We start from the raw sequence: 26,208 nt of genomic DNA on the forward strand, positions 1-26,208 counted from the left end.
GACCACCCGATGACCCGTGCCTTTCTTGCCAACACCGTTGCCTGGAACATCCTTCTGATCACCCTGGGTTCGATTCTTTTTTCCCTGGGCATCAACGGTATTGTCATCCATGAAACGTTTATCACCGGTGGCGCATACGGCAGTGCCTTGCTTATCTATTACCAGACCAGCTTGCTGTCTCCACCTATCTGGTACCTGCTCATCAACATTCCTCTGTTTGCCATCGGCTGGTTTTTCGTCAGCAGACGTTTTTTCTTCTACAGCCTCTACGGCGTCATCGTGGTCAGTATCTGCACCAGGCTGATCATCCTTGACTTCCACATAGAAGAGCAGATCTACGCCGCCGTGGCCGGCGGCATCATCTGCGGTGCCGGAGCCGGTATCACCCTGCGCTCCCTCGGATCCGCCGGCGGCCTCGACATCCTTGCCGTCATTCTCAACACCCGCTACAACATCGGGGTCGGCAAGGTCTATTTCCTGTTCAACGTCGTCCTGTTCGGCTTTGCCGCCTCCCTGTATGATACTCCCGACATTTTCATTGCTTCCATCATCCTGGTCTTTATCAGTTCGGTGGTGGTGGAATACGTGCTGTCGATGTTCAATCAACGGAAAATCGTCTATGTCATCAGCGATCACAACCAGGAAATTTCCCGGCAGCTCAATCAAAAACTGCAACTGGGAGCGACATACATCCAGGGAAGAGGGGCCTACAGCGGTCAAGACAAACTGATCCTCATGACCATCACCAATAACCTGGTACTGAAAAAGCTAGAAAGCATCGTCTTTACCGTTGATGAACATGCCCTGTTCATTGTCGAAAACAGCTTCAACGTCATCGGTTCCAGTTTCGGCAAACGGAAAATTTACTGACCCTTGGCACCCTGCCCGCCGCAACCCGCAAGAGTTGGAAATGTACAGGTTCACTTGTTTCCGATGAACGGCCAGCAACGAGAGAAGAACTGATTGAAAAAGACGGTTGTTGAACTGATTGAGGTCGCCAAGGATTTCGACGGTCAGCGAGCACTTGCCGACATTTCCCTGACAGTGACCGACGGCGAATTTCTCTCCCTCCTCGGCCCCTCCGGATGCGGCAAGACCACCCTGCTGCGCCTGATCGGCGGATTTGAGCATTGCACCAGCGGCCTCCTGCGCATCGACGGCCAGGACATGGACCGGATCCCCCCGGAAAAACGGGCGGTCAATACCGTTTTCCAGAACTACGCCCTCTTCCCCCACATGACGGTCTATGACAATGTTGCCTTTGGTCTGCGCATGGCCAAGCGTTCGTCCCGGGAAATCCGTCTCGCCGTGACCCAAGCCCTGGACATGGTGCAGCTTTCAGGCCTGGAGCAGCGACGGCCGGCGGCCCTTTCCGGCGGCCAGCAGCAGCGGGTTGCCATCGCCCGTGCCCTGATCAACAAACCCCGGGTCCTGCTCCTGGATGAACCCCTCTCCGCCCTGGATCATCGTCTCCGCAAACAGATGCAGAAGGAACTCAAGCAGTTGCAACGCGCGCTGGGCATCACCTTCATCCTGGTAACCCACGACCAGGACGAGGCCTTTGCCATGTCCGACAGAGTGGTAGTGATGCAGGCAGGCCGCATCGAGCAGATCGGCACCCCCATGGAGATCTACGAAAACCCGGTCAATCTGTTTGTGGCCCGTTTCGTCGGCGACATCAATATCCTCGACGGGGTGGTCGTCTCACGGTCCGGAGCGGACACGTACCATGCCCTGGTCGAAGGGGTTGCCGTAACCCTGCACAGCCGGCGCGATTTTCTTCCCGGACAACAGCTCCATGTTCTCTTACGCCCGGAGGATGTCCGCCTGGAACAGGAACGCGACATTGCCGAATCCCGGAGCCTGTCGGCTAAGTTCGCCCAGGCCCGACTGCCGGGAACCGTCCAACGCATTTTTTATCATGGTGCCACCTACGATGTCGAGGTGATGCTGGATAATGGCAACCAGGTACAGGTCACCGAATTTTTTGACGAAGACAGTGCCAATCTCTCCTTCCGGCCCGGTGATCAGGTTGCCCTGGGCTGGCTCCAGGGCTGGGAGGTCGTGCTGCCCCATGAAGGATAATATCCTCTTCCGCAAGCTGCTGATCAGCGGCACCCTGATCTGGGTTGGCCTGCTTGCTGTTGTCCCGTATCTGATCCTCCTGCGGACCAGTTTTCTTGAACGGGGTGGCGAAATCCTCCAGGCCGCGGGCTGGTCCCTGGCCAATTATACCCGCCTGTTCTCCCCCGCCGTTTTCAGCATGGCCGTGGATTCAGCCCTGCTGGCCGCGGGCACGGCGCTGCTCTGCCTACTGGTGGGGTATCCTTTTGCCTATATCCTGGTCCGCAGCGGAGAAAAGGCCCAGCCGCTGCTGCTGCTGCTGGTGATGATCCCTTTCTGGACCAATTCCCTCATCCGCACCTATGCCCTGGTGATCATGCTCAAAGCCGACGGCATCATCAATTCCCTGCTGCTGCGTCTCGGTCTCATCGACCAGCCCCTGCAACTGATGTATACCTCGGTGGCTGTTTTCATCGGTCTGGTGTACACCCTGCTGCCCTTCATGATCCTCCCCCTTTTCGCTGCTTTCAAAGCGATGGACCTGCAACTGATCGAGGCGGGTCGCGATCTGGGCGCGGGCCCCCTGCAGACCCTCCTGCGCATCATCGTGCCGTTGACCATGCCCGGCATCATCGCCGGCACCATGCTGGTCTTTCTGCCCGCGCTGGGCATGTTCTATATTGCCGACATCCTGGGTGGCGCCCGTTCCATGCTGCTGGGCAACTACATTCGCGACCAGTTCCTTGTCTTTCGTGACCTGCCCATGGGCGCGGCCGCCAGTGTCGCCATGACCGTGGCCATGGGGATCCTACTCCTCCTCTATTATCTGGCCAGTCGCCGGTCCGGTGGAGGACATCTCAAATGAGCCGATGGCTGAAGGGCGGCTATGCCGCCTCGATCTTTCTCTTTCTCTATCTGCCCCTGGTGGTGGTGGCGGTCTTTTCCTTCAATGATTCACGCTTTTCCCTGGCCTGGCACGGTTTCACCCTCGACTGGTATGTCCGCCTGTGGCACAACACCGGCCTGATGACCGCCGCGGTCAATTCGCTGATCATCGCCGCCTCTGCCGCCACCCTGGCCACCTTCCTCGGCACCATTGCCGCCTTTGTCCTCCATCAATACCGTTTTGCCGGTCGTCGTCTCCTGTTCGGCACTTTTTTTGTCATGATGATGTCGCCGGACATTGTCATCGCCATTTCCCTGTTGCTGCTTTTTCTCGCCCTGCCCCTCAACCTGGGTTTCCATACCCTGCTGCTGGCCCACATCGTGCTCTGTGTCCCCTTTGTGGCCATTACGGTATTTTCCCGTTTTCACCGCTTCCAGCACGATGTCATCGACGCGGCCAGGGATCTGGGGGCCAGTGAATATCAGGTCTTCCGCCACATTGTCCTGCCCCTGGCCGCGCCTGCCGTTGCCGCGGGCTGGCTGCTCAGCTTCACTCTTTCCCTGGACGACGTCATTATCAGTTTTTTCAACACCGGACCGGGCTTCGAGGTTCTGCCGCTGCGGATCTATTCCATGGTCCGCCTCGGCATCCGACCGGACGTCAATGCCCTTTGCGTGGCAATGATCGTGTTCACCATCATTGCCCTCATTCTCACAAAAATTCTACTCAAGGAGAAAAAATGAAAACACTCGTGTCCGTCCTCTCCACCGCCCTGCTGCTGTTATGCCTTGCTGCTTCCGCGCACAGTTCCAGCAGAGTCCTCAACCTGTATATCTGGTCCGAATATATCCCTGATGAGATAGTCGCCGCGTTTACCAGGGAAACCGGCATCAGGGTCAATGTCTCCACCTATGACAGCAACGAGGCCATGTATGCAAAAATAAACCTGATCGGCAGCGGCTATGATCTGGTGGTCCCCTCCTCCGACTTTGTCGGCCTGATGCAGCGGGAAGACCTGCTCCTGCCGGTCGACACCAGCAAAATCCCCAATTTCGCTCACATTGCCTCCCGCTTTACCAATCAATCCTTTGATCCGGGCAATCAGTATTCAATCCCCTACATGTGGGGCTCCACTTCGATTGCGGTTCATACCGGCATGATTGCGGCGGAATCGGTGCAAAGCATGGCCGACCTGTGGCAACCGGAACTCAGGGGCCGCCTGCTGCTGCCCAACGATCCCCGCGAGGTCATGGCCATCGGCCTCAAGGTTTTGGGGTATTCGGTCAACGAGACCAATCCCGAGCACCTGCAGCAGGCCTTTGAAAAACTGCGGACCCTGATGCCTTTGGTGCGGGTTTTTGATTCTGATTCTCCCAAACAGGCCCTCCTTTCCAGGGAAGTCGCCGTCGGGGTGGTCTGGAACGGCGAGGCCTTTATCGCCAACAGCGAAAACCCGGCCATTGAGTACATCTACCCGCCGGAAGGTTTCAGCCTCTGGCTCGATAGTTTCTGCATTCCCAGGGGAGCGGAGAATATCGAGGCGGCCCACCTTTTCATCGACTACGTCCTCAGGCCGGAGATCTCAGCCGAAATCAGCTCGACCATGGGCTACTCCACCCCCAACAAGGCTGCCTTTGCCTATCTTGCCCCGGAGATAAAAGACAACAGGATCGTCAATCCGGATCCCGAAGACGTGGCTCGCGGTGAATTTCTTGACAGTCTTGACGATGCGACCCTGCAACTCTATGAGCAGCATTGGGTGAACCTGAAGACCGGTCAATAGAGGTTTTTCAGGCAAGCCGGGCATCTGTCTCAATGCTGGTCCGCCTGCACCGCGGCAACTGTCCGCTGCAGACGGACCAGAAAATAGAGCGCCCCACCCACCATCACCATCAGAGCGGTTAAAAATATGTTCCAACCGAACTGCTCATAGAGAACTCCGGGCGCGAAGGAACCGATGGCGCCGCCGAGATAATAGAAGGAGATGTAGACGCCGTTGGCAATGCCTTTCTTGCTTTTCGCCAGGGTGTTGACATATCCGGACAGCAGGGAATGGGCCATGAACATGCCGGTGCAGAAAACGAACATGGCCATGAACATGGCCCGATGATCCGGCACCATGAAGCCAAGGATACCGACCAGGTACAGAAAAAGCCCGACCAGAGCCACCCTGGTCTCGGAACCAAAGCAATCAATCATCCGACGGACATTCAAGGAAACCACCACCCCCATGACATAGCCGAAATACATGAAGCCAATTCCGGTCTCACCGAAATCGGGATTGATGACCTTCAACTGAAAAGGCAGGAAGTTGAGCAAGCCGGCAAAAACAAAAAAAACAGAAAAAATGGAGAGATAAAGCCAGAAAAAGACCGGCTGGCGCACCAGTGCCACCACCTCGCCAAAGCGGGGTCGACTGTACTGCAGATTGGCGTCCTTCTCCAGGTTACGCAGGAGAAAAAACCCCCAGAGCAGCAGCACCCCAAGGAGAAAAAAGAAAAACCGCCAACCAAACAGGTCCGTGAACAGGCCGGAAAGAAACCTGCCGAGAAAACCGCCGACAATGGTGGCGGCAATGTAGCGGGCCACAGCCGCCTGCACGTCCTCCCGAGGGGCGGTAAAGGAAATATAACTGACCAGCGAGGTGAGAATGGCCGGGATCACCATCCCCTGCAGACCGCGTATCACCAGGAGCAGCAGATAGCTGCTGGTGAGGCTGAACAGCAACTCCAGGATGCCGAGCAGGAGGATGGCCGTGCGGACAATGAGCCGGGCGGACAGCGATTCCAGCAGGATCCCGTAGAACATCGGCGCGAACCCCAGGGGCAGCATCATCAGGGTGGTGAACAAGATGGCCTGGAGGGGACTTAAGGCGAATTCCTGCTGAAAGACCGGCTGGATGGGCTGGGCTGCGTACAGGCTGCAGAAGGTAATTATGGTGCAGAAATAAATTTTGGCCAAGGGCCCGGGTGAACAGAAACGGGTGAGAAGCGACACGGTTGAATCTCCTCGCGCGAGGGACGCTCGCCGGTCTGACGGATGTCCCCTTTTCCATGTGGTCAGCTGCGTCCGTGCAAAAATGGGGGCTTGTGATCGCTTGCGCGCTCAGGAACGCATCACCAGGCGCATGGGTACAACCCGGAACACCCGCATCAGCACAAAGCTGATGACCAGAGCCGCTGTCAGGCGGACGCCTATTATAATCCAATAATTGGCCCCGAAAAGGACAAAAAGCAGGACATCCTCCACCAGGGAATGACAGATCATCAGAAAGGTGCCGATGAAGAGGATATCCCGACGGCTCAGCGTCCCCCTGGATGCCTCGCGGATGAGGATACCTGCACCGTAGGTGATGCCAAGCAACTGGCCGGCGATAATCGAAAACGAGGTATTGAAGCGGTCCAGATGCCTCCGCACCAGGGTGGAGGATTTCAGCAGGTCCATGACCACAATGATCAGGCTGATGAGGACAATAATCTCCACCGACAGCACCAGCGCTTTTTTCAGGGAATGGGCCAGCATCATCAGAAAGTCGGGATGGTGGTGGGCAGCGACCTCGGCGACCTCGCCTCTGGCGGCGGTTCCCTTGAAAAACCAGGCCGGCATGAACAGCACCGGCAGGACGGCGAGAAAAGCACCGATGCCGCGCAGCAGGACGGAATACAGGTAGGAGATGCCCAGCCTGGCCATGATGGCGCTCTCGACGATGATCGAATGGCAGACGCCGAGGAACACCCCCAATATGGTCCACTGATAGGGTGAGAGGTCAAGGGGCGCGGCCAAGGCGATGGCCGCGTAGATATTGATCAGCACTCCGGCGGCCAGGGCAATGGCGGCCTCCGGGGGCAGGTCGAGCAGGGAGGTCAGAGGGGCAAAAAGAACACCGGCATAGCGGAGCAGGTCAAAATAGAGCAGTATATCGGCAAGGATATACAGCGGTACGATAAACTTGAGGATGAGCAGCGCGCTGCGCACCGCCGATTGCAGGCTGTCGCGGAGAAGGTGGCGCATAGGCCGGGTACTCCCATGAAAAGAGCCTGGATCCGTGAGCATTTACAAGCAAAGGATGGTGCGTGGCAGCGCAAAAAACAATGGTGGACACCAACCAGCCGTGTCCACCATACAAGCCGGAGAGGGCAGTACAACAACGAACATCAAACTCCCCCACCCCCTGCCCCGCACCGGGGCCACCGAATCAGACCAGCAACTCCAATCCGGAAAAGAAATAGCCGATTTCAAAGGCAGCGGTTTCCGGGGCATCGGAGCCGTGGGTGGCGTTGGCTTCCAGAGATGCACCGAACTCGCGGCGAAGAGTGCCCTCAGCGGCATTGGCCGGGTTGGTGGCCCCCATCAGATCGCGCCACTTCTGGATTGCTCCTTCGGCTTCGAGCACCATGACGATGCAGGGGCCGCTGGACATGAAATCGGTCAATTCGCCGAAAAAAGGCCGCTCCTTGTGGACATAATAAAAGCCTTCAGCCTCGCGTTTGCTGAGCAGCAGTTTCTTCATGCCGACAATGGTAAACCCTTCGGCATAGATCCGGCTGATTATTTTTCCCGCGTTGCCGGCAACAAAGGCATTGGGTTTGATTATGGCAAATGTTCGTTCCATGAGTGAAAGTCTCCTTGTTGAGAAAATGGATAAAAGTGCTGAATCCGTAACGGCTGGATCTTTTTTTCGGATCAATGAACAAATCGGGGGATGAACCGAACGCTGCGGTCCATCCCCCGTCTTCTTTCTCAGGCGCCGATCTATGTCAGTTACAGGAAGCCCCGGCAACTGGTCAGATCATTCTTCCTCGAGCAGGACAAACTGCCCGTCGCGAACCGTGAGCATGGCAAAGGCATCCAGGCCCAGGCCGCCGTGATCGGTCTCGGAAAAATTGAAGATCCCGGCGGTACCGATCAAACCGGTGATGTTCTCGATGGCGGCACGAACCTTCTCCCGATCATCACCGCCAACCTCGATCGCCTGCTTGAGGATGAGCATGGCATCATAGGTATGTCCACCGAAGGTGGAGACTTTTTCGTTGAAGCGGGATTCATAGGAATTGATGTAGTGGAGCAGAAAATCCTTTTGCGGGCCTTCCGGCAGAGAATCGGCCACCAGGAGACGACTGGCCGGAAAGATGATCCCCTCGGCGGCGACACCCGCGGCTTCGGCATACTTGATATTGGCAAAACCATGGCTCTGAAAAATGGGCACATCCCAGCCGGCCTGGCGGATATTTTTCACGAGAATGGATTGGGCGGGAACTATCGACCAGTTCACCACCGCCTCAATGTCCTGATTGGCCCTGAGTTTGGCGACAATAGCCGACAGGTCGGTGGCGCTTTTATCATAGACTTCATCAGCAACGATGGTGATACCGAAATCCGGGGCATTTTTAGCCAACTGTTCCTTGCCGGCCTTGCCGAACCCGTCGTTGGCGGCGAGCACCGCGATCTTGCTGATCCCCATTTCCTCCATGGTCATGAAAATCTGCTGAGTCGCATAACTGTCGCTGGGCGCGGTCTTGAAGACATGCGGGGACACCGGGGTCACGATGGACTCGGCGGCGGAGCAGGAGATCATGATGGTCCTGCCGTCCTCGGCAATCCTTTTGATGGCGAGACTCTCACCACTGGTGGAAGGACCGATAATGGCAAAGACATTATCCTCTTCGATCAGCTGCCTGGCAAAGGAGATCGCCCGTTCCGGGCTGCCGCCGGAATCCTTGACAATCAATTCGATGGGTTTGCCGTTGATGCCGCCTTCGGCATTGATCTCTTCAACCAGCATATGCAGCGATCGGGATGCCGGACCGCCGAGAAAGGCCGCCGGACCCGTTTCCGCCAAGATGGCGCCGATCTTGATAGAGGCCGCATGGGCAAGAGATGTCATCATCAAACAACCCAGCACAAACAGGCACCCGGCAAGCAGCGCCCGGAGTGCAATACGTCCTTTTTTCATCCTTTCCTCCTCGGTTATGGACATAGCATCCTTTTTGGAACAATGAATGGCGTTGTTATGACAAATCCTCTTCATCAAGTCAACAAATACCCGTGGGCAGGCGGGTTTTCAGGACAGATGATCTCCGAGGCCACAGAGCCTGCCAACGCTCCGGGACAGAAGCCGTCCTCAGGGGCGCTTGACACTCCCCTGCATCCGTCAAAATCCGTCGCAATCCGTCACGGATACAGGCGATCTTCAAACCCTACCCGGGCCTGATCATAGCCCCTGGCAGACGGCGGGCACCAATACACCTCCACTATGGGGACCGGCCAATGCTCCCCATGGCAGCGATCGCGGAAGGTCGCATCCTCGAGATCACCGAGACGGACCCGTTCCTGGACCGCACCCCGCTCCGGCAGGGTGAGCAGACCGGACAGGACCGCGGCGATATCGGTGCCGGTTAGACGACTGAAGCCGTCGACCTGATCCTTCATCCATGGACCGCGCCCAGGGCGTATATGGCGTCCTGCTCGTTGGTCTCGATATCCAGCAGACAGCAGCGGGCGAGAAACTCAGCTACCTCCCCCTCCGGCTGCAGGCTCGGGGTTGCCGGGGACGGGAGCCTGCTGCCGACAGCAGCCTCTGTCGTGGCCCGGGAAGGGCCATGCTCGCCGGAGGTCAGGCTGCTTCCTCCCCTTGCTCACCCGCTGCGGTCGAGATGGAGGCCCGTTCATCCCCCATTCCATCGCCCATTTCGTCCCCCTTTTCGTCTTCATAAAGCAGCAAGGGCAGGACAATGGTGGCCAGGGCACCGCCCTCCACCCGGTTGGCGAGGCTGATGTCGCCACCCATGGCCTTGAGCAGGGCGTAGGAGACCGAAAGGCCGAGCCCCGTGCCCTTGCCCGGTTCCTTGGTGGTGAAAAAAGGGTCAAACACATTGGCGCGTTCCCCTTCCGCCAGACCAATACCACTGTCGGCGATAGTAACCCGCAGGGCCGGCTTGCCGGCATGATCTATATTTTCGCTGCGTACTTCGATGGTCCCGCGCTCACCGGCGGCATGGACGGCATCAGCGGCATTGATCAAGCAGTTGAGAAAGACCTGCAGCAACTGCGCCGCATTGCCGTGGACCACGGACTCCGCCGCCTCCAGTCGGCTGGTCAGATCAATGCCGTCCAGTAGCGGCTGGGGGCGGAGCAGGTCGATCACTTCGCCCAGCACCCGATGGACATCGACATCGCCGCTGGTAGTGGCCACCGGCCGGGACAGATCAAGAAGCCGATGCACCAGCCGGCTGATCCGCTGCACTTCCTGTTCAGCCCGGGTGGAGAATTCCTGCCGTTCCTGTTCACTCAAATCCTTTTGTTTGATCAGCCCCAGATACCCTTGGACAATGCCCAGGGGATTGCCGATTTCATGGGCCAGACCGGCGGCCAGACGGCCAACGGAAGAGAGCTTTTCCGTCCGCACCATCTCTTCCCGGGTGGCGATCAATTCCTGGTTGGCCTCTTGCAGCGAGACAAGATGGCGCTGCAGCTGTTCCCGGTCCGCCTTGATCCGGCCCAGCATCCGTTCCATGGAACCGGCCAGCTGCCCCAGTTGGTTGCCGCCCTCCAGGGCGAGAAAGGGCATTCCCCCCTCGTCGGTGTAGGAATCAGTACGGCGGATGAGGCTCTCCACCGGCCGAATCACGCCCCGATGGAGGCGGAAAAAACCGATGACCAGGAGAATGATGAGATTGACCCCCAGATAGACGATGATATAGCGCTGCAGGCCATGAATGCGTTGATTCAGGGGGGCAAGAGGATAGCGCAGGGCCAGGGCACCCCTGACCTGATCGGGACTGTCCAGGGACAGGGTCAGATCGAGATAGCGCCTGCCCGGCACCATTCCGGCCCGGGCCAGACCGTGCAGGGAGCGGGCGGGCGCCGTCGGCGGTTCCGTCAACATCCGGCTCAGATCGGCATGATGCACGTCCTCGTCACCGTAGCAGGCCAGCTCTGCTCCGACCCGCAGACAGACTGCCACCGCCCCGGAGTCCCGCAGACTCTCCACGGCCAGTACGGAAAAAAAAGCGTCCCCATGGGGTGGCTGATCCGCCGATTTCCCCGCCTGTTGCCCGGCAACTGCGGCCAGCAGAGCCAGTTGCAGCTCTTTTTCCCTGGCCAGCGACAGGGCCCCATCCCGCAGCCAGAAGGAGGCGATGACAAAAAAGCTCAGCCCCGTAGCCGCGATCAGCACAGCCAGCAGGGTGGTGGTGATATGAACCTTCAATCCATGCTGCACCAACGCACTCCCCTTTCACTCCCCTCGCCTGAACGTCTCGGGAAATATCTCCTTGCCACGACGAGGACCAACCGCAAGCACAGAGACATCGACCCTGGACAAGGCAACGCGCGGTCCACTACCCGGTATTCACCAACCCTCAATGTACGAAAATCAATCGTTCCTACGCATACATTTCTCCTTCCTTCAGCAGGATATTTATGCCTAAAATTAAAGGATTTCGCGATAAAATTAATAAAAGATCTGCACGCTGGGCAGACCGGCCCCCCACCCGCACACTCTGATAGCCCCGGATCCATGAGGGCACGTCCGCAGCTCAGCTGTATTGTCTGCGACCGTTCGATTGAGAGAGGGCAACCGCATGGGTCCGCGTGGCCAAACGATACAACCTTTTGCCCACCAAACCAAGGATATCTCACCATGTTTGTTCAATAAAATCGTGCGAGCAGTAGGGTGGGCAGGCGTCTTTTTGCCTGCCCACGCGGGTATCCAACGAACCCCTTATCGAGCCTTGGCCTCATACCACCACATCTGACTGCATGCTGCCTTCCAACGGATCCGCCATGGTGACGCCGCAGACCGGGCGATGGTTTTCTCCGCAGGTTGCAAGTACCAGTTGAGTGTATATTTTCAAAGCACGATCTTGACATCTTCCAAGCCTGACCCCGAAGATGACCCCGAAGACTGACCCCGAAGAATGCCCGCGTTATTTAAGAGCGCCCCCCCATAAGCTCGACAACGGCGCAGCCCAGATCCCGCCCCCCAAGGGCATCGTCTCGGAGCCGTCGTACAGCAAAACGCCCATCTTGAATTGGCTTTTCGCAAGACCGGCCAGCTTCTTGAGCCCACGAAGATCGTTTTCCTTGACGGTGGCGGCAGCTTTCACCTTGATTCCCACCAGCTGTCCCGCGGCACTCTCAATCACGACATCGACCTCGAACTTGTCCGCATCTCGGTAGTACATTACGTGATAGTCGCCATCTGCCGTGGTCGTGTGTTTGAGCAGTTCACCATAAACAAAGCTCTCCAGCACGTTACCAAATCGAGTGCGATCTTTATGCGCTTCCTCAGCGTTCAGGTCAAGCAAGGAAGCCAGCAATCCAGAATCGACGAACTGCAGTTTTGATGTCTTCACCACACGGTTCAGGCGATTACGTGCCCAGACCTCAATGCGCTTGAGCAGGTACATCTTTTCGAATACACCGACGTAACGCGAGGCGGTTTTGCCGTCCAATCCAACCTGGCCGCCGAGTTGGGTGTAATTGCACATTTGTCCTGCCGTCTGTGCCAGGGCACGTAGGAATCGCGGTAACTGATCGAGCTTCTCGATACCTGCCACATCGCGGACGTCACGCTGGATCATCGCGTCTATGTATTGACGCGCCCAAGCTACACGGCGCCTGGCCGACGCACGTAAAATCACTTCGGGATAGCCGCCACGAAGTACACGCTCAATCAGATCGCTTCCCAGTGCGGGCTGATCCACCTTGAGTATCCGACCGGCAAAGGCACTATCGATCCAATTTACTGAGCGCGACTCGATTTCGCTCTGCGACAAAGGCAACAACGACAGTGTTTCCATCCGGCCAGCGAGTGAGTCGGCCACGGTTGGCAATGCCATCAAGTTCGCCGATCCGGTGAGCAGAAAACGGCCAGGCCGCCGGTCCTCGTCCACACTCTTCTTGATGGCCAGTAGTAGCTGAGGTGCACGCTGTATTTCATCGATCACGGCCCGATCCAGGCTGCGAATCATCCCAACAGGGTCTTCCCGTGCCGACAGCAATATCAGCTCATCATCCATGGTCAGGTAGCGCAATCCCTGTTGCTCCGCGATCTGCCGTACCAGCGTTGTCTTACCGGCCTGACGAGGACCTGACAACAACACGACAGGCGTATCCAGAAGGGCTTCAGCAATGAGCGGTTCGATCCAACGCGGGAAAAGGAATGTCGTGTCCATGGGCACATGGTAACGTAAATCATGGAAGATGACAACGTAAATGCCGGAGGCTATAGTCGTAAATATAGGAATACGTCAGCGTAAATTTCGGATCAACGGCACGGAAAAAACCAGGGACGCTTCCCTATTTTGTGTGCTTTGGGAGATTGGCCATTTCTCTCTATGAAAATAGGGGAAGTGTCCCTGATTTTCTATTGTTCCTGACCCGAAAAAGGAAATCCCACAAGGAACACTTGCATCAAAAATAAGGCAGTCTGGATTGAGCAAGGGCGATTTTGAAGTGTAATTTCTACCGCCCTACTTCAAACAGTTTCTTACCATATTCCCCTATTTGCATGTCTGCTGCATTAACTCATTACAACTTTCTGTTGTTGTCCTGGTGCCGGAGCCCCTCGCAATAATCTTTCGGTACTGAGATCTTCATCAATATCCGGTGTTTTTCCTGCGTGCCAGGGCGTGAATAATTTAACGTATAATCTTGGCATCTTCTAGGCCTGACCCCACAAAATAAACAAACGCATGAAATGTAACTACAATTGACAATCAATGAAAAAATCGTTATTTTCAGCGGATGATTACTCGAAAACTCAAAGAAAAGTTACTGGAATTAGCCACCTATTATCCAGTTGTCGCAGTGACCGGCCCCAGGCAGGCAGGCAAAACTACCTTGTGTCGAGCCACCTTTCCGGATAAACCCTATGTCTCGCTCGAATCTCTGGACTTCCGTGATTTTGCCCGTAGCGACCCACGGGGATTTCTGGCCGAATACCGACAGGGGGCCGTCCTTGACGAAATCCAGCAGGTACCAGAGCTGGTCAGCTATGTACAATCCGAAGTCGACGAAAACAAGGAGCCTGGCCGCTTTATTCTCACCGGTTCACAGCATTTCGGTGTATCTCAAGTTATTTCTCAATCCCTTGCCGGGCGTTGTGGCGTACTGAACCTGTTGCCCCCTGATTTTGACGAACTGCAGGGCTTTTCCGGGGTTCCGGATGAACTTTTTACCCTCATTTGGCAAGGGGCTTACCCAAGGATCTATGATCACAATATCCCGGCCCATCAATGGCTGGCCGATTATGTTGCCACCTATGTACAACGTGATGTCCGCCAGGTCATGAATGTTGGCGACTTGCTGACTTTTTCTACCTTTCTCAAGCTTTGTGCCGGGCGAACGGCGCAGGAGGTAAATTTATCGTCACTGGGGAGCGATGCCGGAGTTTCGCATAATACGGCCAAAGCCTGGTTATCGATCCTGGAGGCAAGTTATATTATTCACCGGGTACCGGCATGGCATGTCAACATCCGCAAACAAATAGTGAAGGCACCCAAGCTTCATTTCCTGGATACGGGATTGGCCTGTTATCTGCTGCAAATCAGAGAACCGAGCCAACTCCGGTTGCATCCTTTGCGAGGGGCTATTTTTGAAAGCTGGGTGGTATCGGAACTCTATAAATCACTGGTCCACCAAGGGGAACAGCCAAATCTGCACCACTATCGTGAAAGCCGTGGATTGGAAATGGATGTGCTGGTGCAGCGAGGCGACTGTCTCCATGCCGTTGAGGTCAAGTCCGCGGCGACGGTTGCCTCTGATTTTTTCAGGGGATTTGCACAGATTGCAGAAAGAATCAAGGCAGCCGACCTGTCCCTTCATCTCGACAACGTGGTAGTTTATGGCGGCGAGTCATCCCAGCAACGTTCAACAGCGCGGTTGCTCAGCTGGCGGGATGTGGGCAAGATTTTAAAAACCAGGGACACTTCCCAGTAGTGTCCGGTCAGTAAAAAATTAGGGACACTTCCCCTATTTTTGTGAACTGTGGCAGATTGGCACGTACTGCTTCATGAAAATTGGGGAAGTGTCCCTAATTTTCCATCACTCTGCACCCCAGCTCATATTGAGTGGTGCAACCAGGTCGTCCGTACTTTCCACCTTCCCTTGGTGCAGGCAAAAAAGGGACCCGGGAACAGTACGATACGGTTGCAAAATGGACACAGGCACCCCATTTTTGGTAATCACTATGGATTCACCGGTTTTGTTGACCTCATCCATATACTGTAAACACTTTGCTTTAAACACAGAGGCTTTGACGATCTGCATACTATGTCCCTTGCTGTGTTGAATGGGCATATAATATAATCGATAATCGGCAATAATGGCTTGTTAATCTTCCATCTCTAACGTGGAGTTCCATGGTTTTTTCGCCGAACTGCTTTGCTGGCTGTAACATCCTTAAGACCACCAGAGACATATTTATGCAACACACTGGAGATGAGTGACTGGTAGGGCAACCCCTCTTCCAAAGCGCGACGTTGCAGCGCTTCAAGGTCACGACTCGAAATCCGGATATTGATGCGTTTATCTTTTCTGATCGTTTCCCCTGCTAACCGGGCAAGTTGAGCACGTCGCTCGTCTTTTAATTCTGATGTAAAAGCACCCGCTTCAAATGCTTCCAGCAATTCCTGGTCTTCTCGGTTTAATGTGTTACTCATTTGGCCCCCTCAAATAATGTTTTGTAGCCTTTCGGCTGGGGATAACGCTTTTTAAAAAAATTTCGCTTCCATTTTCAACGTAAGCAACGAGCCAGGCATATTCATCAACTTCGACCACGAACATGCGTTGATTTGGATATGTATTAGCATTTGGATGAACAAGATCATCGAGTAATTTTCCGGATTGCAGTGCAAATAACACGTCTTCGAAAGATATGCCCCGCTCAGTCATCAAGAGTTGGTTCTTTTCTGCATTCCAATTGATCTGTTTCATTTTTTAAAAATAACGCGTTGTGTGCCTATTGTCATCAAAAATTAGGGTCACTTCCCCTATTTTCAAAGGGTTTACGTGCGGGGGCAAGCATACCTTCAATGCACGATCTTGCCATCTTCTAGGCCTGACCCCAAATATTTGCTAACGCCGGACAGCTACCCGGCCGACCGCTTGCGAGCGGTCCGAGTTGAGCGTTCTTTTGGGCGAGTATCCGGCACCAGTTTGATTTCGAGGTGGCATCCGACAGCATGTGCGTACTTTTTCAGAGTTGTCACGGAAGGGGCGTGTTTCCCTGCTGCTTCCAGGCGGGACACAGCACTTTTCGTCGTCCCCATCAACTCCGCAACCTCCTCCTGGGTCAAGCCGGCCCTGGCGCGCGCTGCCAGCAATTCGCGAACCAAGACATACTCCTCCTCGAGTTCTTCATAAGCCTCCTTGAACCCCTTACGTTTCAAAGCTTTTTCGAGAAACGCCTTCTGGTCGTGGAGAACTGGTTGATATGTAGGTTCAGCCATTTTGCACCTCTTTCATTCTTTTCCGGGCAATCTTCAGCTCATGCTCGGGGGCCTGATGAGTCTTTTTCACGAAAGCGTGAAGAATGATCACTTTCTGCCCGACGACAAAGCAATAAAGTGCACGTCCGATTCCTTCGCGACCCCGCAGCCGCAATTCGAAAATTCCGCCTCCCATGGCGCGCGAGTGCGGCATGCGCAGGCTCGGCCCAAACTCGATCAAAAGTTCAACCAGTCGCGCGTAGTCTGCCAGAATGCCAACAGGCCAGTTTTCAATCTCATCTCTGACCTTGGGGTGGAAGTATTCCATCGAGTAGGGAATGGCTAAAAGTTAGCAAATATGATAACAATGGTCAAGGTAGGAAATGGCGGCTAATCAGACCGACACAGGGCAAGTTTCCTTCGCCCAACGTGCACAGCAAGGGTCAGGTCTTGAAATATCACTTTTTTACCTTTCCTCTCACCACCTTGCTGACTGTTGTATAATGAATACCGAGACAATCCCCAATTTCTTTTAGGGTTTATATGCCATCTTCTGAAGCGACTAGAAAAAGAAAAAAAGGTTGAGCAGCATGGCGCAAAACGGTATTCGTACTATACACGTCCAACCTAATTTTATGCACATGTGCTTAAGAAGCTATACACATGTGCATAGGCGTGTGTATGGCATGCTTGCCCCCATCAGTGCAATATTGGGGTTTATGATGAGGGCCATGGGTCGGTGCCTGTGCCGTCGCCGGCATTGACCAGCCTGCGGTATTAGTTGCTAGCCAAGCCAAGCCATGGTCGGCCTGCGAAAACGATAAGGAACGGTTGAATGTATTCAACGGCCTCCTCCTCACCGCCAATCTCGACGCTCTTTTTGATCGAGGGTTGATTACCTTTGGTGCCAACGAAGTGTTGAGATGTTCTTCTTTGCTTTCCCACGGGCAATTAACCGCACTGCAGTTAACGAGTGATTTGGGGTTGCGCTGGATTGCACAAGAGCATCAGCCATTTCTGACTTGGCATCGGGGACATCGTGCTCCACCGTGTCGAAAAACTTCGCCAGGTCGGTATCGACAGCCACGAGGTATCCCTCGCGGATGTACTGACGGACCTGGTACACGGCATCGTGGGCCGCAAAGATCTGCACCAGCACCTGGGCTATAGCTTGTTGAATCAGACGGTCATCAAGCGCCGGGATCTGCCGCCGATCCAATTGTGGGCGGTTCTGGCCAGTGAAAAGAATCCGCCTGCCGGTGTCAAACCCCTGGAATGGATGCTGCTCACCACCGTCCCGGCGCGGACCTTTGCCGATGCCTGCGAGCGCATTGCCTGGTACACCAAACGGTGGGGCATCGAGATCTTTCATCGGACGCTCACCAAGGGGGTCAGGCCTAGAAGTTATTAAGATCAACCCTTGATGATGCACACGCCTCATGGCAGCAATCCCGCAAGCATCTTCCCGGCTGCTTATGCTTGGCTTATGCTTGCATCACATCGTCCCGCGCGGCAACGGTGGCCAGGATAAGGAGTACATTTGACAGCGCAACAAAGGGCCAGGGGAGAAATGGCCGTTTCCGGTCGGGCACTATCTCAGCATGGATGCCCTGACATGGTTGACAACTGAAGATCTTTGCAGGCAATTGGGCGGACAGGCAGGAAAGCTCGACTGGGAAACGCTTGTTGCATCCAGGATGGTAGAGCGACCAAGGGGGTCAGGCCTACAAGTTGACAAGATTACACATTGCAGGTATAAACACCTCATGGCACGCAAACCTCGCATCCATCTATCCGGTGGCTTTTATCACATCATCCTGCGCGGCAATGGTGGGCAGGACATTTTTCTTGCCGACGCCGATCGCTGCCGGTTGTTACTGCTCCTGCAGGAAGGCACCTGCCGGTTCGACTACCGGGTGCACGCCTTCTGCCTCATGACCAACCATCTCCACCTTGTCCTTCAGGCCGGCAACATGCCGTTATCACGCGGGTTACAGAATCTCTCGTTTCGCTACACCCGCTGGGTCAACCAACGTGAAAAACGGACCGGCCACCTCTTCCAGGGCCGCTACAAAGCCGTGCTTGTTGACGGTGAGAGCTATTTGCTCGAACTCGTCCGGTACATTCATCTCAATCCGCTACGCGCTGGAATGGTGCGAAGCCCGGACCAGTATCCCTGGACCAGCCACCTTGCCTATCTCGGCCTGGACAACCTGCCATGGTTGACAACCGATGAACTCCTCGGACAGTTCGGCAGACAGGCAGGAAAAGCACGCAAGGCTTATGCTCGCTTCCTCCAGGATGGTTTAGACGAAGCATATCGCAAAGAGTTTCATTGCGGTGGTACCGATCCCCGCATTCTTGGCAGCGACGATTTCGCGGCTACTGCGCTGGCGGCGGAGTACATGCCGCCTCGGGACGTTTCTCTGCAGCACGTCGAGGCAACAGTTCTCAAGGTCTACGGCATCGACCGTGCGGAGCTGCAAAGCCCATCGCAACAACGCTATTTGAGCGAGGCCCGTGCCGCCCTCGCATGGCTGGCCCGTGAAGCCGGTGCCGGCAATCTGGAGCAGGTCTCCATCCGAGTCAATCGTGATCCAGGATCACTCAGTTCAGCGGTTCGGCGCTTATCTGACCGCGCAAAGTCTGACGCCGCGCTCTCCGCCAAACTCGATACACTAATGAAAATGGTCTGAAAACTTGTCGACTTGGAGGCCTGACCCCATCCTGCAGAAGATGACCTCTGCCCAGTATGACCTGATTTTGGCGCAGGCCGATATTCCGGAGCATTCAGTGCATTTCATGCAGGCCATGTCCGGTGGTTTGCCTTTTTTGGTGGGGTCTTTTCTGTTTCTTCATGCCGAAAATTGGTTGCTGGCTGTTGGCTACCCGATTACCGGCGTTTCCGATGAACATGCCACCCGGGAATTCGATCAGGCCCTCAGGGATGCCCAGAAGATGACCAGGGCAGAGCAATGCTGGGCCATCAGCCCATCCTTGCCCGAGCGCCTTGGTCCACACCGTCGCTCACAGGACCAGTTCTTCATTCTGACCACGGACAGTCCACTCCCTTCCCGCCCGACTCGTCTTGCCCAACGAGCTGCACGCATCCTGCAGGTCGAAGAGAGCACCAGGTTTACTGCAGCCCATCGCCGTCTCTGGGCTGAATGCACAAGCCGGGGCCCTATGCCGGACCATATCCTGGAACTCTATGCTCGGACCGAAAGCGTCATCACCACTTGTCCCGGCCTCTCTCTGCTCAATGCCTGGGATCAGAATGGCCATCTCGCCGCCTGTCTGCTGCTGGACAGCGCCCCTCGATCCTTCTTGAGTTACATCCTCGGTGCCCACTCCCGCACTCACCCCACTCCCTATGCTTCGGATCTGCTGTTTCTGGAAATGATTCATCTGGCCAGGACTCGCAACAAGACATATCTGCACCTGGGCCTGGGGGTGAACTCCGGCATTCGGCGATTCAAGGAAAAATGGAGCGCCGTGCCCACGCTTACCTATGAGATGGCGCAATGGCGGGAAACAGGCAGCCTGCGCCGGGATGTTGGTGATCTGATGCAGGCCCTGGTCAGCCCCTCATCAAGGCCCATGAGCAAACAGGAATACTGGGCCAGTCTGCCTCCCCAGCGGACCTTCAAGATGCTGTGGAAGATCGAGAAGAACGGTCGGACCTCCTGGATCGGGGGTACGGCCCACTTCTTCTGCTATAGTTTCGAGCATTCCCTGCGCAGATTGTTCGACCAGGTGGACACTGTCGTCTTCGAAGGGCCGCTGGATAAGGAGAGTCTAGACCAGGTTGCCGAGATTGGCAGGCGCCCGGAACCGGAAGCACCCAGACTGATTACTGCTATGACCGAGCAGGAAATCCGCGCCCTGGACCATAGCGTCTGTGGCCCACGGGGCCCTTGGGCAAGACTCTTTGGTCTGGCGGACCCCAACCCGCTGGATGTCGTGGAATTCCTGACCAACGCCCGCCACTGGATGGCGTTTTTTTCCCTCTGGACCCACTTTCTGCGCCGCCTGGACTGGAATCAATCCGTGGACCTGGAAGCCTGGCACCTGGCGCACGAAATGGGCAAGAATGTTCTGGCCCTGGAGAGCATCCCGGAGCAGATCGAAACCCTGGAAAGCATCCCGCTGGAACGCATCGTCCGTTTTTTCCGCGCTTGCGGACACTGGAAACGCTATACCCGCCAGAATATGAAGGCCTACCTCAAAGGCGATCTGGATCAGATGATGGGGACCAGCGCCGAGTTCCCCTCCCGTACGGATATGGTTATCGGTCGTCGGGACGCTGTCTTCCTGGAACGTATGCTGCCCATGGTCGAGGCCGGGCGATGCGCTGTTTTTGTCGGCTCGGCCCATATCTTCAATCTCCGAGATATGCTGACCGACGCCGGGTTCAGGGTTGAGAAAGTACCATGATCGGCCCGGATCGCCTGGATCGTGTCGCCGCTCAGGCTGTGGTGCCGGAACAGCTTGTTTGCTATGGCCGGGTCGTGGGCGGTGGACAACCGCGGCTGTTCGACTCCTGCCTGGGCTACGAATACAGTGACAGCCTTGTGCTCATTGGCTATCCTGTGCACGATCCCTGGGATGAACAGGCCCTCCGTAACAGTGTGGACACGGCCCTTACGGTCAGCACGGCCCGGCGGATCACGGTGCTGGCCGCCTCTCGCCCCCCTCAGGCCGGGGTTGCAGCAGACGAGATACCCGCGCCGACAGACGCTTACCTGAGCCTGCCCATTCCCAACCCAGCTCCAGGCCAGAAGCTGCGCAACATTTTGCGCCGCGCCCAGCGGGAACTCCATCTTGAGCAGGAACGCACAATGAACCAGGATCACACTATTCTGATCTCCCGTTACCTTCAGGATCGCATCCTTGCTCCGGGCACACGCCACATCTTTGCCCAGGTCTCCACTTATTTAGCGACTTGTCCCAGTGTAGTACTCATCTCGGCCCGAATGAAGGACGGACGACTTGCCGGATATACGATTGGTGATTTTTCCTCCCTGACCACCGCTTTCTACATGTTTACCTTCAGAGACCCGGATGTTGCTCCGCCCGGCACGGCAGACCTGCTGCTCCTTGCCGTGCAGCGGGAAGGCGAACAGCGCGGCCAGCTCAGGGTCAATCTTGGTCTTGGCATCAACCCTTCCATCGCTTTCTTTAAAAAGAAATGGGGCGCCACTCCTTTTTTACCCTGCCAGGAGACGAGCTGGGAACGTACACCAGAAGGCTGGCTGTACAGGATGCACCAGTGGTGGCGATCGAGAGAGTAACTGTCTGCTGCCGGCCTCTGGAGTTTGTCCACTGGGGTCAGATAGAGAAGGAATGCATGCTCACTGTCAAGGTCAGGCTCTTCATCCATGCAGAGCCCCCTGCAGTGACTCCAGCCACTCGTTGTATCGCCAGGCAGGCCTCAAATCTTGTCGACTTGGAGGTCTGACCCCATTTTTTCTCGGCGGAAATATAAAACTGGAGGTCTGGTTGAAAGAAGAGCAAAAGAGCATTCTGGTGATCTACCATTCGCAAAGCGGCACCATGGAACGGATGGCCCATCGTTTCGCCCAGGGGGCGGCCCGGGAAGAAAACATCCGTGTTGTGCTCAAAAAAGCAGAGCTTGCCGAGGTGGAGGACCTGCTGCAGTGTCATGCTGTTGCCATTGGCTCCCCGGAATATTTCGGCACCATGGCCGGCATGATCAAGGACTTTTTTGACCGAACCTATACAGCGGCTCAGGAGCGGACCATTGGTCTGCCCTTTGTGGTTTTTGTCTGTGCCGGCAACGATGGGCGGGGGGCCCTTACCCAGATTGAAAGAATAGCGCAGGGGTACAAATGGCAAAAAGTACTGGAACATTTCCGGGTCGTGGGCGAGCCGACAGAAGCCGAGCTGATTGACCTGGAAGAACTGGGCCATACCTTGGCAGCAGGCCTGGATTTCGGCATTTTTCCCTGAAGAGTCGGTCGCGGGATGCGGCCGTTGTGGGCGAGGATAAAGGACGCCATGCAACAACCCATGCAGCAGCCCATGCAGCAGCAATAGGCAGAAACTGCCCCGAATGAAGACGAAAAGAGCTTTTTTTTCGATATATCCTGCATTATCCTATAGGCTGAACCGAAGCAGGAAGAAATTCCATGCCCACATTATTTTGATCAAGGAGGTAACAACATGGCAAATTGTGCGAACATGAAACAGGGTGACATTTACATGTGCACGAAATGCGGTCTTGAATTGAGCGTTGTCAAGGTGTGCACTTGTGGGTCAGGCAGTGCGGACAGCTGCAGTGTGCCCTTGCAGTGCTGCGGCCAGGATATGGTGAAGAAATAGCCCAGACTAGAGCAGTTCCCGGGGATACAGCGGACGATCCGCTGGATCCCCGGTTATCTTTCCCCAGAATCCGTGACGGCTGGGCTTTTGTTTTGGGTAGATCTTGTTGGCATCATCTTATGATCGCATCGGAATTCTTAACAATACCTTCCACCAGCCGCCCTTCGAGGCATCCATCCACACGCTCACCGATTCAAGGTTACCCCTCCCCCCGCGTCACCAACCTCGCTGCTCCCCGGTACGATTTTATCGAGCCGCTTTTGCTGCAGATCAGCCATCAGTCGCAGCACGGCCAGTTCCTTTGCCTTGGCTTCGACATCAACGGTCATGGCTCGCCCTAGCCAGCAGGAGGGGATATCGGCCGGATCGATATAATCGGCATGGGCCTTGGGATATGTTCCCTTCCAGCCGAATTTGGGGGATGAGAGGTGACAGTACTGCTCCCGGCCTGACCCCTGCCAGGTCGATTCCGCCAGCCGGGTCGCTTCTTCAACAGATAAGCCGTCGGGTTTGCAGCGGTGGTGATGCACATCGTAGACCAGGGGAATGGAGAGTTGCCGGCACAGCGGCAGCAGGTCGGTCACCGTATAGCTGACATCATCATTTTCCAGGGTCAGGCGGCTGCGGACATTGTCCGACAGCTGGGCAAAGACCCGGGCAAAACGCTCCAGGGCCTGCCCTTTATCCCCATACACCCCACCCACATGAATATTGATGACATCAGCGCCCACCGCTGCCGCCAGCCGGCCCTGATACTCCAACTCCTGGATGGAGCTGGCGACCACCGCCGGATGCGGTGAGGGAAGCACCACAAACTGATCCGGATGAAAACTGAGACGGATGTTCTTTTTTTGGGCGGTATCACGGACTGTGGTCAGCACTTGGGCAATGCCTTGTCCATCGGGGAGCTGGTCCAGCGAATAACCGACCTCGGGGTGGGTCATACGGGGGAACAAGGGCGACATGATGCGAAAAGCACCGATGCCGAGCCGGGCAACGGTGTCCACGGCACGGAGCAGGTTTTCCGCATTGTTGCGACAGATATGGGAGAGCTTGCGCAACTGCTCCCCGCGCGGCAGGGTCGACAGCGCCCTGGCCGTGGTGGTCCGAAACGATATTGGTTCCTCTTTGAACAGACAGCACAGTCCTAAACGCATCCTCACCCACCTCTCCAGATATCCCATGGATCCTGCTTGCAACCATAGCAGAGTGTGCTATTGTGATAACGAGTCCGATTTTCCAAGTCAGGCAGTCTTTGGCTCATCGCCTCTCGCCGGGGAGGAAGTCCAGGCAGAGAGGTACAATTTGATGCATCCACTTCCGGGAGAAGACCATGACGTCTCGTCGCACCGTTTGCGCCCTGCCCTTTTTCTGCCTGCTTCTGGTATTCCCGCTTTTGATCACCCGGGCAGCGGCTCAGACAGTGACCATTGAAAACGTCGTCTTTGCCGACCGGGTCACCATTGGCGGCGAGTCCGTGCCCCTGCGCAATGCGGCCTTGCTTCGTTATCTGCGATTCATCAAGGTCTATGTCGCGGCCCTGTATCTGCCTGCCTCGGCCCCCGGGGCAGATGTGCTGACCGATGTGCCCAAGCGCCTGGAGATTGCCTACCTGATGTCGTTTGCTAAGGATGATTTCGCCAAAGGCGCGGCTCCGGTTCTGGAACGTAATCTGACCGCGGCGGAGCTTGCAGCAGTGCAGGAACGCATCGACCGCCTCAATGCCGCGTATCGGGATGTCCAAGCCGGTGACCGGTATGCGCTCACCTATGCCCCCGGCGAGGGAACGGTACTGACCTTGAACGACGAACCCCTAGTTACCATCGAGGGCGCTGATTTCGCTGCCGCCTATTTCGGTGTCTGGCTGGGGCGGGAGCCCCTTGACAATAAACTGAAGCGGGATCTGCTGCGGGGTCCATGAATGGTTGACCGGGTTCCCGCGGCAGGTGGTCTTGCCTTCCCTGGAACACTGGAACACGCAAGGCAGTCGGTGGATATGTACGGTGCCATGGATCGCCGACCGGGGGACCATTGCTATAATTTCAGCGCCTTTTTGCCCCAGATCCCCATCATCGAGAAGGCAACAAGAAAAAACAGCGGCAGAAGGGTGGCGAAAGAAATGGCCTGGCTGCTCTCCTGAATATGGGTGGCGTGATACACGGCGGAGCAATAAATATAGCCTTTGAAGGCATATCCCAGCGCAGTACTCAACACGAAGGGACCGAGCTTGACCTTGAGAATCCCTGAGCTGTAATTGATGATGGAATGGGGAAACCCGGGAAAACAGCGCAGCGCAAAAAGCTGGAAAAATCCTGAATTCTGTTTGAGCAGCTGATACCCCTTGAATCGGGCGATTCTGGCGGTCCACACCGGGGACAGCCAGGCGGAAAAATAATAGGCCGCCAGAGCGCCGAGCAGGCCGCCGGCAACCACCAGCATTGTCCCCACCCAGGGCGGATAGACGGCCGCCAGACTGATTACAAGCAGGGAGCCGGGAAGCGCAAAGGCGTACAACACCGCCTGGATAAGGACCACCAGCAACATCATCCACCAGAGTTGCGCCACTGCCTCAAATTTTTCCAGCTGGCCTGTCAGATCGATATAGCCGGCCTGCTGGGCAACGATGCCGGCAAGGAGTACGCCGGGCAGAATCAGTAGTTTTATGGTATCTTTCATGAAACCCTGGATCGGTGACGGATGGAGGCTTGTTTGGGGTTTATAGTGGCGGGATACTTCGTTATCAAGGAGGGTTACATGCACCGATTTTTTTCTCAACTGGTCAGCACGATTCCATGGCGGCAATCAAGCGGATTGCTTGTGTTCGCCATCCTTCTTTTTGCTTCAGGAGGCAAGGCTATGTCCCTCGATCAGCAACAACCGCTCATCCCCCTGCCGGCCCCGGTGGTTGATGGCAGCGTTTCCCTTGAACAAACCCTGCTGCAGAGACGTTCCCTGCGTGATTTCGACGATGAACCCCTGACCCTGAGCCAGGTGGCCCAGCTGCTCTGGGCCGCGCAGGGCGTCACCCATACCAGGGGATTCAGAACCGCGCCCTCGGCCGGTGCGCTGTACCCCCTGGACACCTATCTGATTGCCGGCAAAGTGACGGACCTGGAGCCAGGGGTGTATCTGTATGTCCCCCAGAGTCATGCCCTGATCGAGAAAGCTTCCGGAGACATACGCCCCCAGCTCAGTCGAGCCGCTCTGGGACAGCTCCCGGTGCGTGACGCCCCGGCCACCATCCTCTTCACCGCCGTCTATGATCGCATTACCGGGAGATACGGCCCGCGCGGAGAGCAGTACGCGCACATCGAAGCCGGCCATACAGCCCAGAACATCACCCTGCAGGCCGTCGCCCTGGGCCTTGGCTCCGTGGTTATCGGCGCCTTCCAGGACGATCTTGTCCGCCAGGTGATTGAACTGGAATCCGGCTCAACGCCTTTATATCTCATCCCCGTCGGCCGGTGACGGATTAGGGTA

General features: G+C 56.0%; 27 protein-coding genes and 1 pseudogene. 13 read left to right on the forward strand and 15 right to left on the reverse strand.

The features are described 5' to 3' along the window. Positions 1 to 9 precede the first annotated feature (9 nt). From JWG43_RS00710 to JWG43_RS00730, 5 genes are all read left to right on the forward strand, one after another. Positions 10 to 870: a YitT family protein gene (locus JWG43_RS00710; protein ID WP_205240883.1), complete on the forward strand. Its 861-nt coding sequence runs from the start codon at positions 10 to 12 to the stop codon at positions 868 to 870. A gap of 93 nt (positions 871 to 963) precedes the next feature. Next, positions 964 to 2,085, forward strand: coding sequence for a spermidine/putrescine ABC transporter ATP-binding protein PotA (gene potA, locus JWG43_RS00715; RefSeq protein ID WP_205240884.1), 1,122 nt, complete (start codon positions 964 to 966; stop codon positions 2,083 to 2,085). Further along, positions 2,075 to 2,929 (forward strand): ABC transporter permease subunit, encoded by an 855-nt coding sequence (locus tag JWG43_RS00720; RefSeq protein ID WP_205240885.1) that lies wholly within the window; start codon positions 2,075 to 2,077, stop codon positions 2,927 to 2,929. Before potA ends, JWG43_RS00720 begins: the two co-directional genes overlap by 11 nt. Then, complete coding sequence (gene potC, locus JWG43_RS00725) at positions 2,926 to 3,693, forward strand: spermidine/putrescine ABC transporter permease PotC (protein ID WP_205240886.1); 768 nt, start codon at positions 2,926 to 2,928, stop codon at positions 3,691 to 3,693. Before JWG43_RS00720 ends, potC begins: the two co-directional genes overlap by 4 nt. Continuing rightward, positions 3,690 to 4,733, forward strand: coding sequence for an extracellular solute-binding protein (locus tag JWG43_RS00730; protein WP_205240887.1), 1,044 nt, complete (start codon positions 3,690 to 3,692; stop codon positions 4,731 to 4,733). Before potC ends, JWG43_RS00730 begins: the two co-directional genes overlap by 4 nt. 29 nt (positions 4,734 to 4,762) lie before the next feature. Here JWG43_RS00730 and JWG43_RS00735 read toward each other — a convergent pair whose 3' ends face one another. The 7 genes from JWG43_RS00735 to JWG43_RS00765 all read right to left on the reverse strand — a co-directional run bounded on the left by JWG43_RS00735 (position 4,763) and on the right by JWG43_RS00765 (position 13,128). Continuing rightward, positions 4,763 to 5,947: an MFS transporter gene (locus JWG43_RS00735; protein WP_205240888.1), complete on the reverse strand. Its 1,185-nt coding sequence runs from the start codon at positions 5,945 to 5,947 to the stop codon at positions 4,763 to 4,765. A gap of 108 nt (positions 5,948 to 6,055) precedes the next feature. Next, positions 6,056 to 6,961, reverse strand: coding sequence for a nucleoside recognition protein (locus JWG43_RS00740; RefSeq protein ID WP_205240889.1), 906 nt, complete (start codon positions 6,959 to 6,961; stop codon positions 6,056 to 6,058). 184 nt (positions 6,962 to 7,145) lie between these two features. Continuing rightward, entirely contained in the window at positions 7,146 to 7,562 is a 417-nt protein-coding gene (gene ndk, locus JWG43_RS00745) for a nucleoside-diphosphate kinase (RefSeq protein ID WP_205240890.1), read from the reverse strand. Positions 7,563 to 7,739: 177 nt separating this feature from the next. Beyond that, a complete protein-coding gene (locus JWG43_RS00750) occupies positions 7,740 to 8,903 on the reverse strand; it encodes an ABC transporter substrate-binding protein (protein WP_205240891.1) in 1,164 nt (387 codons plus the stop codon). A 218-nt stretch (positions 8,904 to 9,121) separates the two neighbouring features. Further along, positions 9,122 to 9,379, reverse strand: coding sequence for a hypothetical protein (locus tag JWG43_RS00755; RefSeq protein WP_205240892.1), 258 nt, complete (start codon positions 9,377 to 9,379; stop codon positions 9,122 to 9,124). 184 nt (positions 9,380 to 9,563) lie between these two features. Next, positions 9,564 to 11,171, reverse strand: coding sequence for an ATP-binding protein (locus JWG43_RS20005; protein WP_205240893.1), 1,608 nt, complete (start codon positions 11,169 to 11,171; stop codon positions 9,564 to 9,566). A 706-nt stretch (positions 11,172 to 11,877) separates the two neighbouring features. Next, on the reverse strand, positions 11,878 to 13,128 hold the full coding sequence (locus JWG43_RS00765) for an ATP-binding protein (RefSeq protein WP_205240894.1): 1,251 nt from the start codon (positions 13,126 to 13,128) through the stop codon (positions 11,878 to 11,880). A gap of 571 nt (positions 13,129 to 13,699) precedes the next feature. On the opposite strand from JWG43_RS00765, the gene JWG43_RS00770 reads away from it, so the two are divergent. Next, positions 13,700 to 14,893, forward strand: coding sequence for an ATP-binding protein (locus JWG43_RS00770; protein ID WP_205240895.1), 1,194 nt, complete (start codon positions 13,700 to 13,702; stop codon positions 14,891 to 14,893). Positions 14,894 to 14,998: 105 nt separating this feature from the next. Here the strand turns inward: JWG43_RS00770 and JWG43_RS00775 are convergent, their stop codons facing one another. From JWG43_RS00775 to JWG43_RS00795, 5 genes are all read right to left on the reverse strand, one after another. Continuing rightward, positions 14,999 to 15,223: a type II toxin-antitoxin system Phd/YefM family antitoxin gene (locus JWG43_RS00775; RefSeq protein WP_205240896.1), complete on the reverse strand. Its 225-nt coding sequence runs from the start codon at positions 15,221 to 15,223 to the stop codon at positions 14,999 to 15,001. Between the two features lie 77 nt (positions 15,224 to 15,300). Continuing rightward, positions 15,301 to 15,615, reverse strand: coding sequence for a CopG family antitoxin (locus tag JWG43_RS00780; RefSeq protein WP_205240897.1), 315 nt, complete (start codon positions 15,613 to 15,615; stop codon positions 15,301 to 15,303). Then, positions 15,608 to 15,889: a BrnT family toxin gene (locus tag JWG43_RS00785; protein WP_205240898.1), complete on the reverse strand. Its 282-nt coding sequence runs from the start codon at positions 15,887 to 15,889 to the stop codon at positions 15,608 to 15,610. The genes JWG43_RS00780 and JWG43_RS00785 overlap by 8 nt, the downstream gene beginning before the upstream one ends. 155 nt (positions 15,890 to 16,044) lie before the next feature. Continuing rightward, positions 16,045 to 16,404 carry a helix-turn-helix transcriptional regulator gene (locus tag JWG43_RS00790; protein ID WP_205240899.1) on the reverse strand — a complete coding sequence of 120 codons (360 nt, stop codon included), beginning with the start codon at positions 16,402 to 16,404 and terminating at the stop codon, positions 16,045 to 16,047. Then, positions 16,397 to 16,711 (reverse strand): type II toxin-antitoxin system RelE/ParE family toxin, encoded by a 315-nt coding sequence (locus JWG43_RS00795; protein ID WP_205240900.1) that lies wholly within the window; start codon positions 16,709 to 16,711, stop codon positions 16,397 to 16,399. The genes JWG43_RS00790 and JWG43_RS00795 overlap by 8 nt, the downstream gene beginning before the upstream one ends. Before the next feature lie 431 nt (positions 16,712 to 17,142). Between JWG43_RS00795 and JWG43_RS20130 the strand changes: the two are divergent. Beyond that, positions 17,143 to 17,226 (forward strand): annotated as a pseudogene (locus JWG43_RS20130) (HNH endonuclease); the annotation flags it as partial. A gap of 52 nt (positions 17,227 to 17,278) precedes the next feature. Here JWG43_RS20130 and JWG43_RS00805 read toward each other — a convergent pair. After that, entirely contained in the window at positions 17,279 to 17,755 is a 477-nt protein-coding gene (locus JWG43_RS00805) for a hypothetical protein (protein ID WP_205240901.1), read from the reverse strand. Between the two features lie 394 nt (positions 17,756 to 18,149). Between JWG43_RS00805 and JWG43_RS00810 the strand changes: the two genes are divergently transcribed. From JWG43_RS00810 to JWG43_RS00825, 4 genes are all read left to right on the forward strand, one after another. Continuing rightward, positions 18,150 to 19,079 (forward strand): transposase, encoded by a 930-nt coding sequence (locus JWG43_RS00810; RefSeq protein ID WP_205240902.1) that lies wholly within the window; start codon positions 18,150 to 18,152, stop codon positions 19,077 to 19,079. Between the two features lie 40 nt (positions 19,080 to 19,119). Continuing rightward, a complete protein-coding gene (locus JWG43_RS00815; RefSeq protein ID WP_205240903.1) occupies positions 19,120 to 20,820 on the forward strand; it encodes a TraB/GumN family protein in 1,701 nt (566 codons plus the stop codon). Next, a complete protein-coding gene (locus tag JWG43_RS00820; protein WP_205240904.1) occupies positions 20,817 to 21,677 on the forward strand; it encodes a hypothetical protein in 861 nt (286 codons plus the stop codon). The genes JWG43_RS00815 and JWG43_RS00820 overlap by 4 nt, the downstream gene beginning before the upstream one ends. Before the next feature lie 208 nt (positions 21,678 to 21,885). Beyond that, the gene (locus JWG43_RS00825) at positions 21,886 to 22,356 is read left to right on the forward strand and encodes a flavodoxin family protein (protein ID WP_205240905.1); all 471 of its coding nucleotides are present in this window, start codon (positions 21,886 to 21,888) and stop codon (positions 22,354 to 22,356) included. 557 nt (positions 22,357 to 22,913) lie between these two features. Here JWG43_RS00825 and uvsE read toward each other — a convergent pair. Further along, on the reverse strand, positions 22,914 to 23,885 hold the full coding sequence (gene uvsE / locus JWG43_RS00830) for a UV DNA damage repair endonuclease UvsE (protein ID WP_240193285.1): 972 nt from the start codon (positions 23,883 to 23,885) through the stop codon (positions 22,914 to 22,916). 176 nt (positions 23,886 to 24,061) lie between these two features. On the opposite strand from uvsE, the gene JWG43_RS00835 reads away from it, so the two are divergent. After that, positions 24,062 to 24,649, forward strand: a complete 588-nt coding sequence (locus JWG43_RS00835) for a chalcone isomerase family protein (protein ID WP_205240907.1) — start codon at positions 24,062 to 24,064, stop codon at positions 24,647 to 24,649. A gap of 113 nt (positions 24,650 to 24,762) precedes the next feature. On the opposite strand, the gene JWG43_RS00840 is transcribed toward JWG43_RS00835, so the two are convergent. Continuing rightward, positions 24,763 to 25,404: a TVP38/TMEM64 family protein gene (locus JWG43_RS00840; protein ID WP_205240908.1), complete on the reverse strand. Its 642-nt coding sequence runs from the start codon at positions 25,402 to 25,404 to the stop codon at positions 24,763 to 24,765. A gap of 78 nt (positions 25,405 to 25,482) precedes the next feature. Between JWG43_RS00840 and JWG43_RS00845 the strand changes: the two genes are divergently transcribed. Further along, positions 25,483 to 26,196: a SagB/ThcOx family dehydrogenase gene (locus JWG43_RS00845; protein ID WP_205240909.1), complete on the forward strand. Its 714-nt coding sequence runs from the start codon at positions 25,483 to 25,485 to the stop codon at positions 26,194 to 26,196. The last annotated feature ends 12 nt before the right edge of the window (positions 26,197 to 26,208 follow it).

The organism is Desulfobulbus alkaliphilus (genome assembly GCF_016918545.1).
GTDB lineage: Bacteria > Desulfobacterota > Desulfobulbia > Desulfobulbales > Desulfobulbaceae > Desulfobulbus > Desulfobulbus alkaliphilus.

Excerpts from the sequence above, each read along its gene's own strand:
- JWG43_RS00710 (WP_205240883.1), top strand. The coding sequence starts at position 10 with ATGACCCGTGCCTTTCTTGCCAACACCGTTGCCTGGAACATCCTTCTG.
- JWG43_RS00720 (WP_205240885.1), top strand. The coding sequence starts at position 2,075 with ATGAAGGATAATATCCTCTTCCGCAAGCTGCTGATCAGCGGCACCCTG.
- potC (WP_205240886.1), top strand. The coding sequence starts at position 2,926 with ATGAGCCGATGGCTGAAGGGCGGCTATGCCGCCTCGATCTTTCTCTTT.
- JWG43_RS00730 (WP_205240887.1), top strand. The coding sequence starts at position 3,690 with ATGAAAACACTCGTGTCCGTCCTCTCCACCGCCCTGCTGCTGTTATGC.
- JWG43_RS00740 (WP_205240889.1), bottom strand. The coding sequence starts at position 6,961 with ATGCGCCACCTTCTCCGCGACAGCCTGCAATCGGCGGTGCGCAGCGCG.
- ndk (WP_205240890.1), bottom strand. The coding sequence starts at position 7,562 with ATGGAACGAACATTTGCCATAATCAAACCCAATGCCTTTGTTGCCGGC.
- JWG43_RS00750 (WP_205240891.1), bottom strand. The coding sequence starts at position 8,903 with ATGAAAAAAGGACGTATTGCACTCCGGGCGCTGCTTGCCGGGTGCCTG.
- JWG43_RS00755 (WP_205240892.1), bottom strand. The coding sequence starts at position 9,379 with ATGAAGGATCAGGTCGACGGCTTCAGTCGTCTAACCGGCACCGATATC.
- JWG43_RS00765 (WP_205240894.1), bottom strand. The coding sequence starts at position 13,128 with ATGGACACGACATTCCTTTTCCCGCGTTGGATCGAACCGCTCATTGCT.
- JWG43_RS00770 (WP_205240895.1), top strand. The coding sequence starts at position 13,700 with ATGATTACTCGAAAACTCAAAGAAAAGTTACTGGAATTAGCCACCTAT.
- JWG43_RS00775 (WP_205240896.1), bottom strand. The coding sequence starts at position 15,223 with ATGCAGATCGTCAAAGCCTCTGTGTTTAAAGCAAAGTGTTTACAGTAT.
- JWG43_RS00780 (WP_205240897.1), bottom strand. The coding sequence starts at position 15,615 with ATGAGTAACACATTAAACCGAGAAGACCAGGAATTGCTGGAAGCATTT.
- JWG43_RS00785 (WP_205240898.1), bottom strand. The coding sequence starts at position 15,889 with ATGAAACAGATCAATTGGAATGCAGAAAAGAACCAACTCTTGATGACT.
- JWG43_RS00790 (WP_205240899.1), bottom strand. The coding sequence starts at position 16,404 with ATGGCTGAACCTACATATCAACCAGTTCTCCACGACCAGAAGGCGTTT.
- JWG43_RS00795 (WP_205240900.1), bottom strand. The coding sequence starts at position 16,711 with ATGGAATACTTCCACCCCAAGGTCAGAGATGAGATTGAAAACTGGCCT.
- JWG43_RS00805 (WP_205240901.1), bottom strand. The coding sequence starts at position 17,755 with ATGAAAGATCTCGATGCCCCACCGTTTGGTGTACCAGGCAATGCGCTC.
- JWG43_RS00810 (WP_205240902.1), top strand. The coding sequence starts at position 18,150 with ATGGCACGCAAACCTCGCATCCATCTATCCGGTGGCTTTTATCACATC.
- JWG43_RS00815 (WP_205240903.1), top strand. The coding sequence starts at position 19,120 with ATGACCTCTGCCCAGTATGACCTGATTTTGGCGCAGGCCGATATTCCG.
- JWG43_RS00820 (WP_205240904.1), top strand. The coding sequence starts at position 20,817 with ATGATCGGCCCGGATCGCCTGGATCGTGTCGCCGCTCAGGCTGTGGTG.
- uvsE (WP_240193285.1), bottom strand. The coding sequence starts at position 23,885 with ATGCGTTTAGGACTGTGCTGTCTGTTCAAAGAGGAACCAATATCGTTT.
- JWG43_RS00835 (WP_205240907.1), top strand. The coding sequence starts at position 24,062 with ATGACGTCTCGTCGCACCGTTTGCGCCCTGCCCTTTTTCTGCCTGCTT.
- JWG43_RS00840 (WP_205240908.1), bottom strand. The coding sequence starts at position 25,404 with ATGAAAGATACCATAAAACTACTGATTCTGCCCGGCGTACTCCTTGCC.
- JWG43_RS00845 (WP_205240909.1), top strand. The coding sequence starts at position 25,483 with ATGCACCGATTTTTTTCTCAACTGGTCAGCACGATTCCATGGCGGCAA.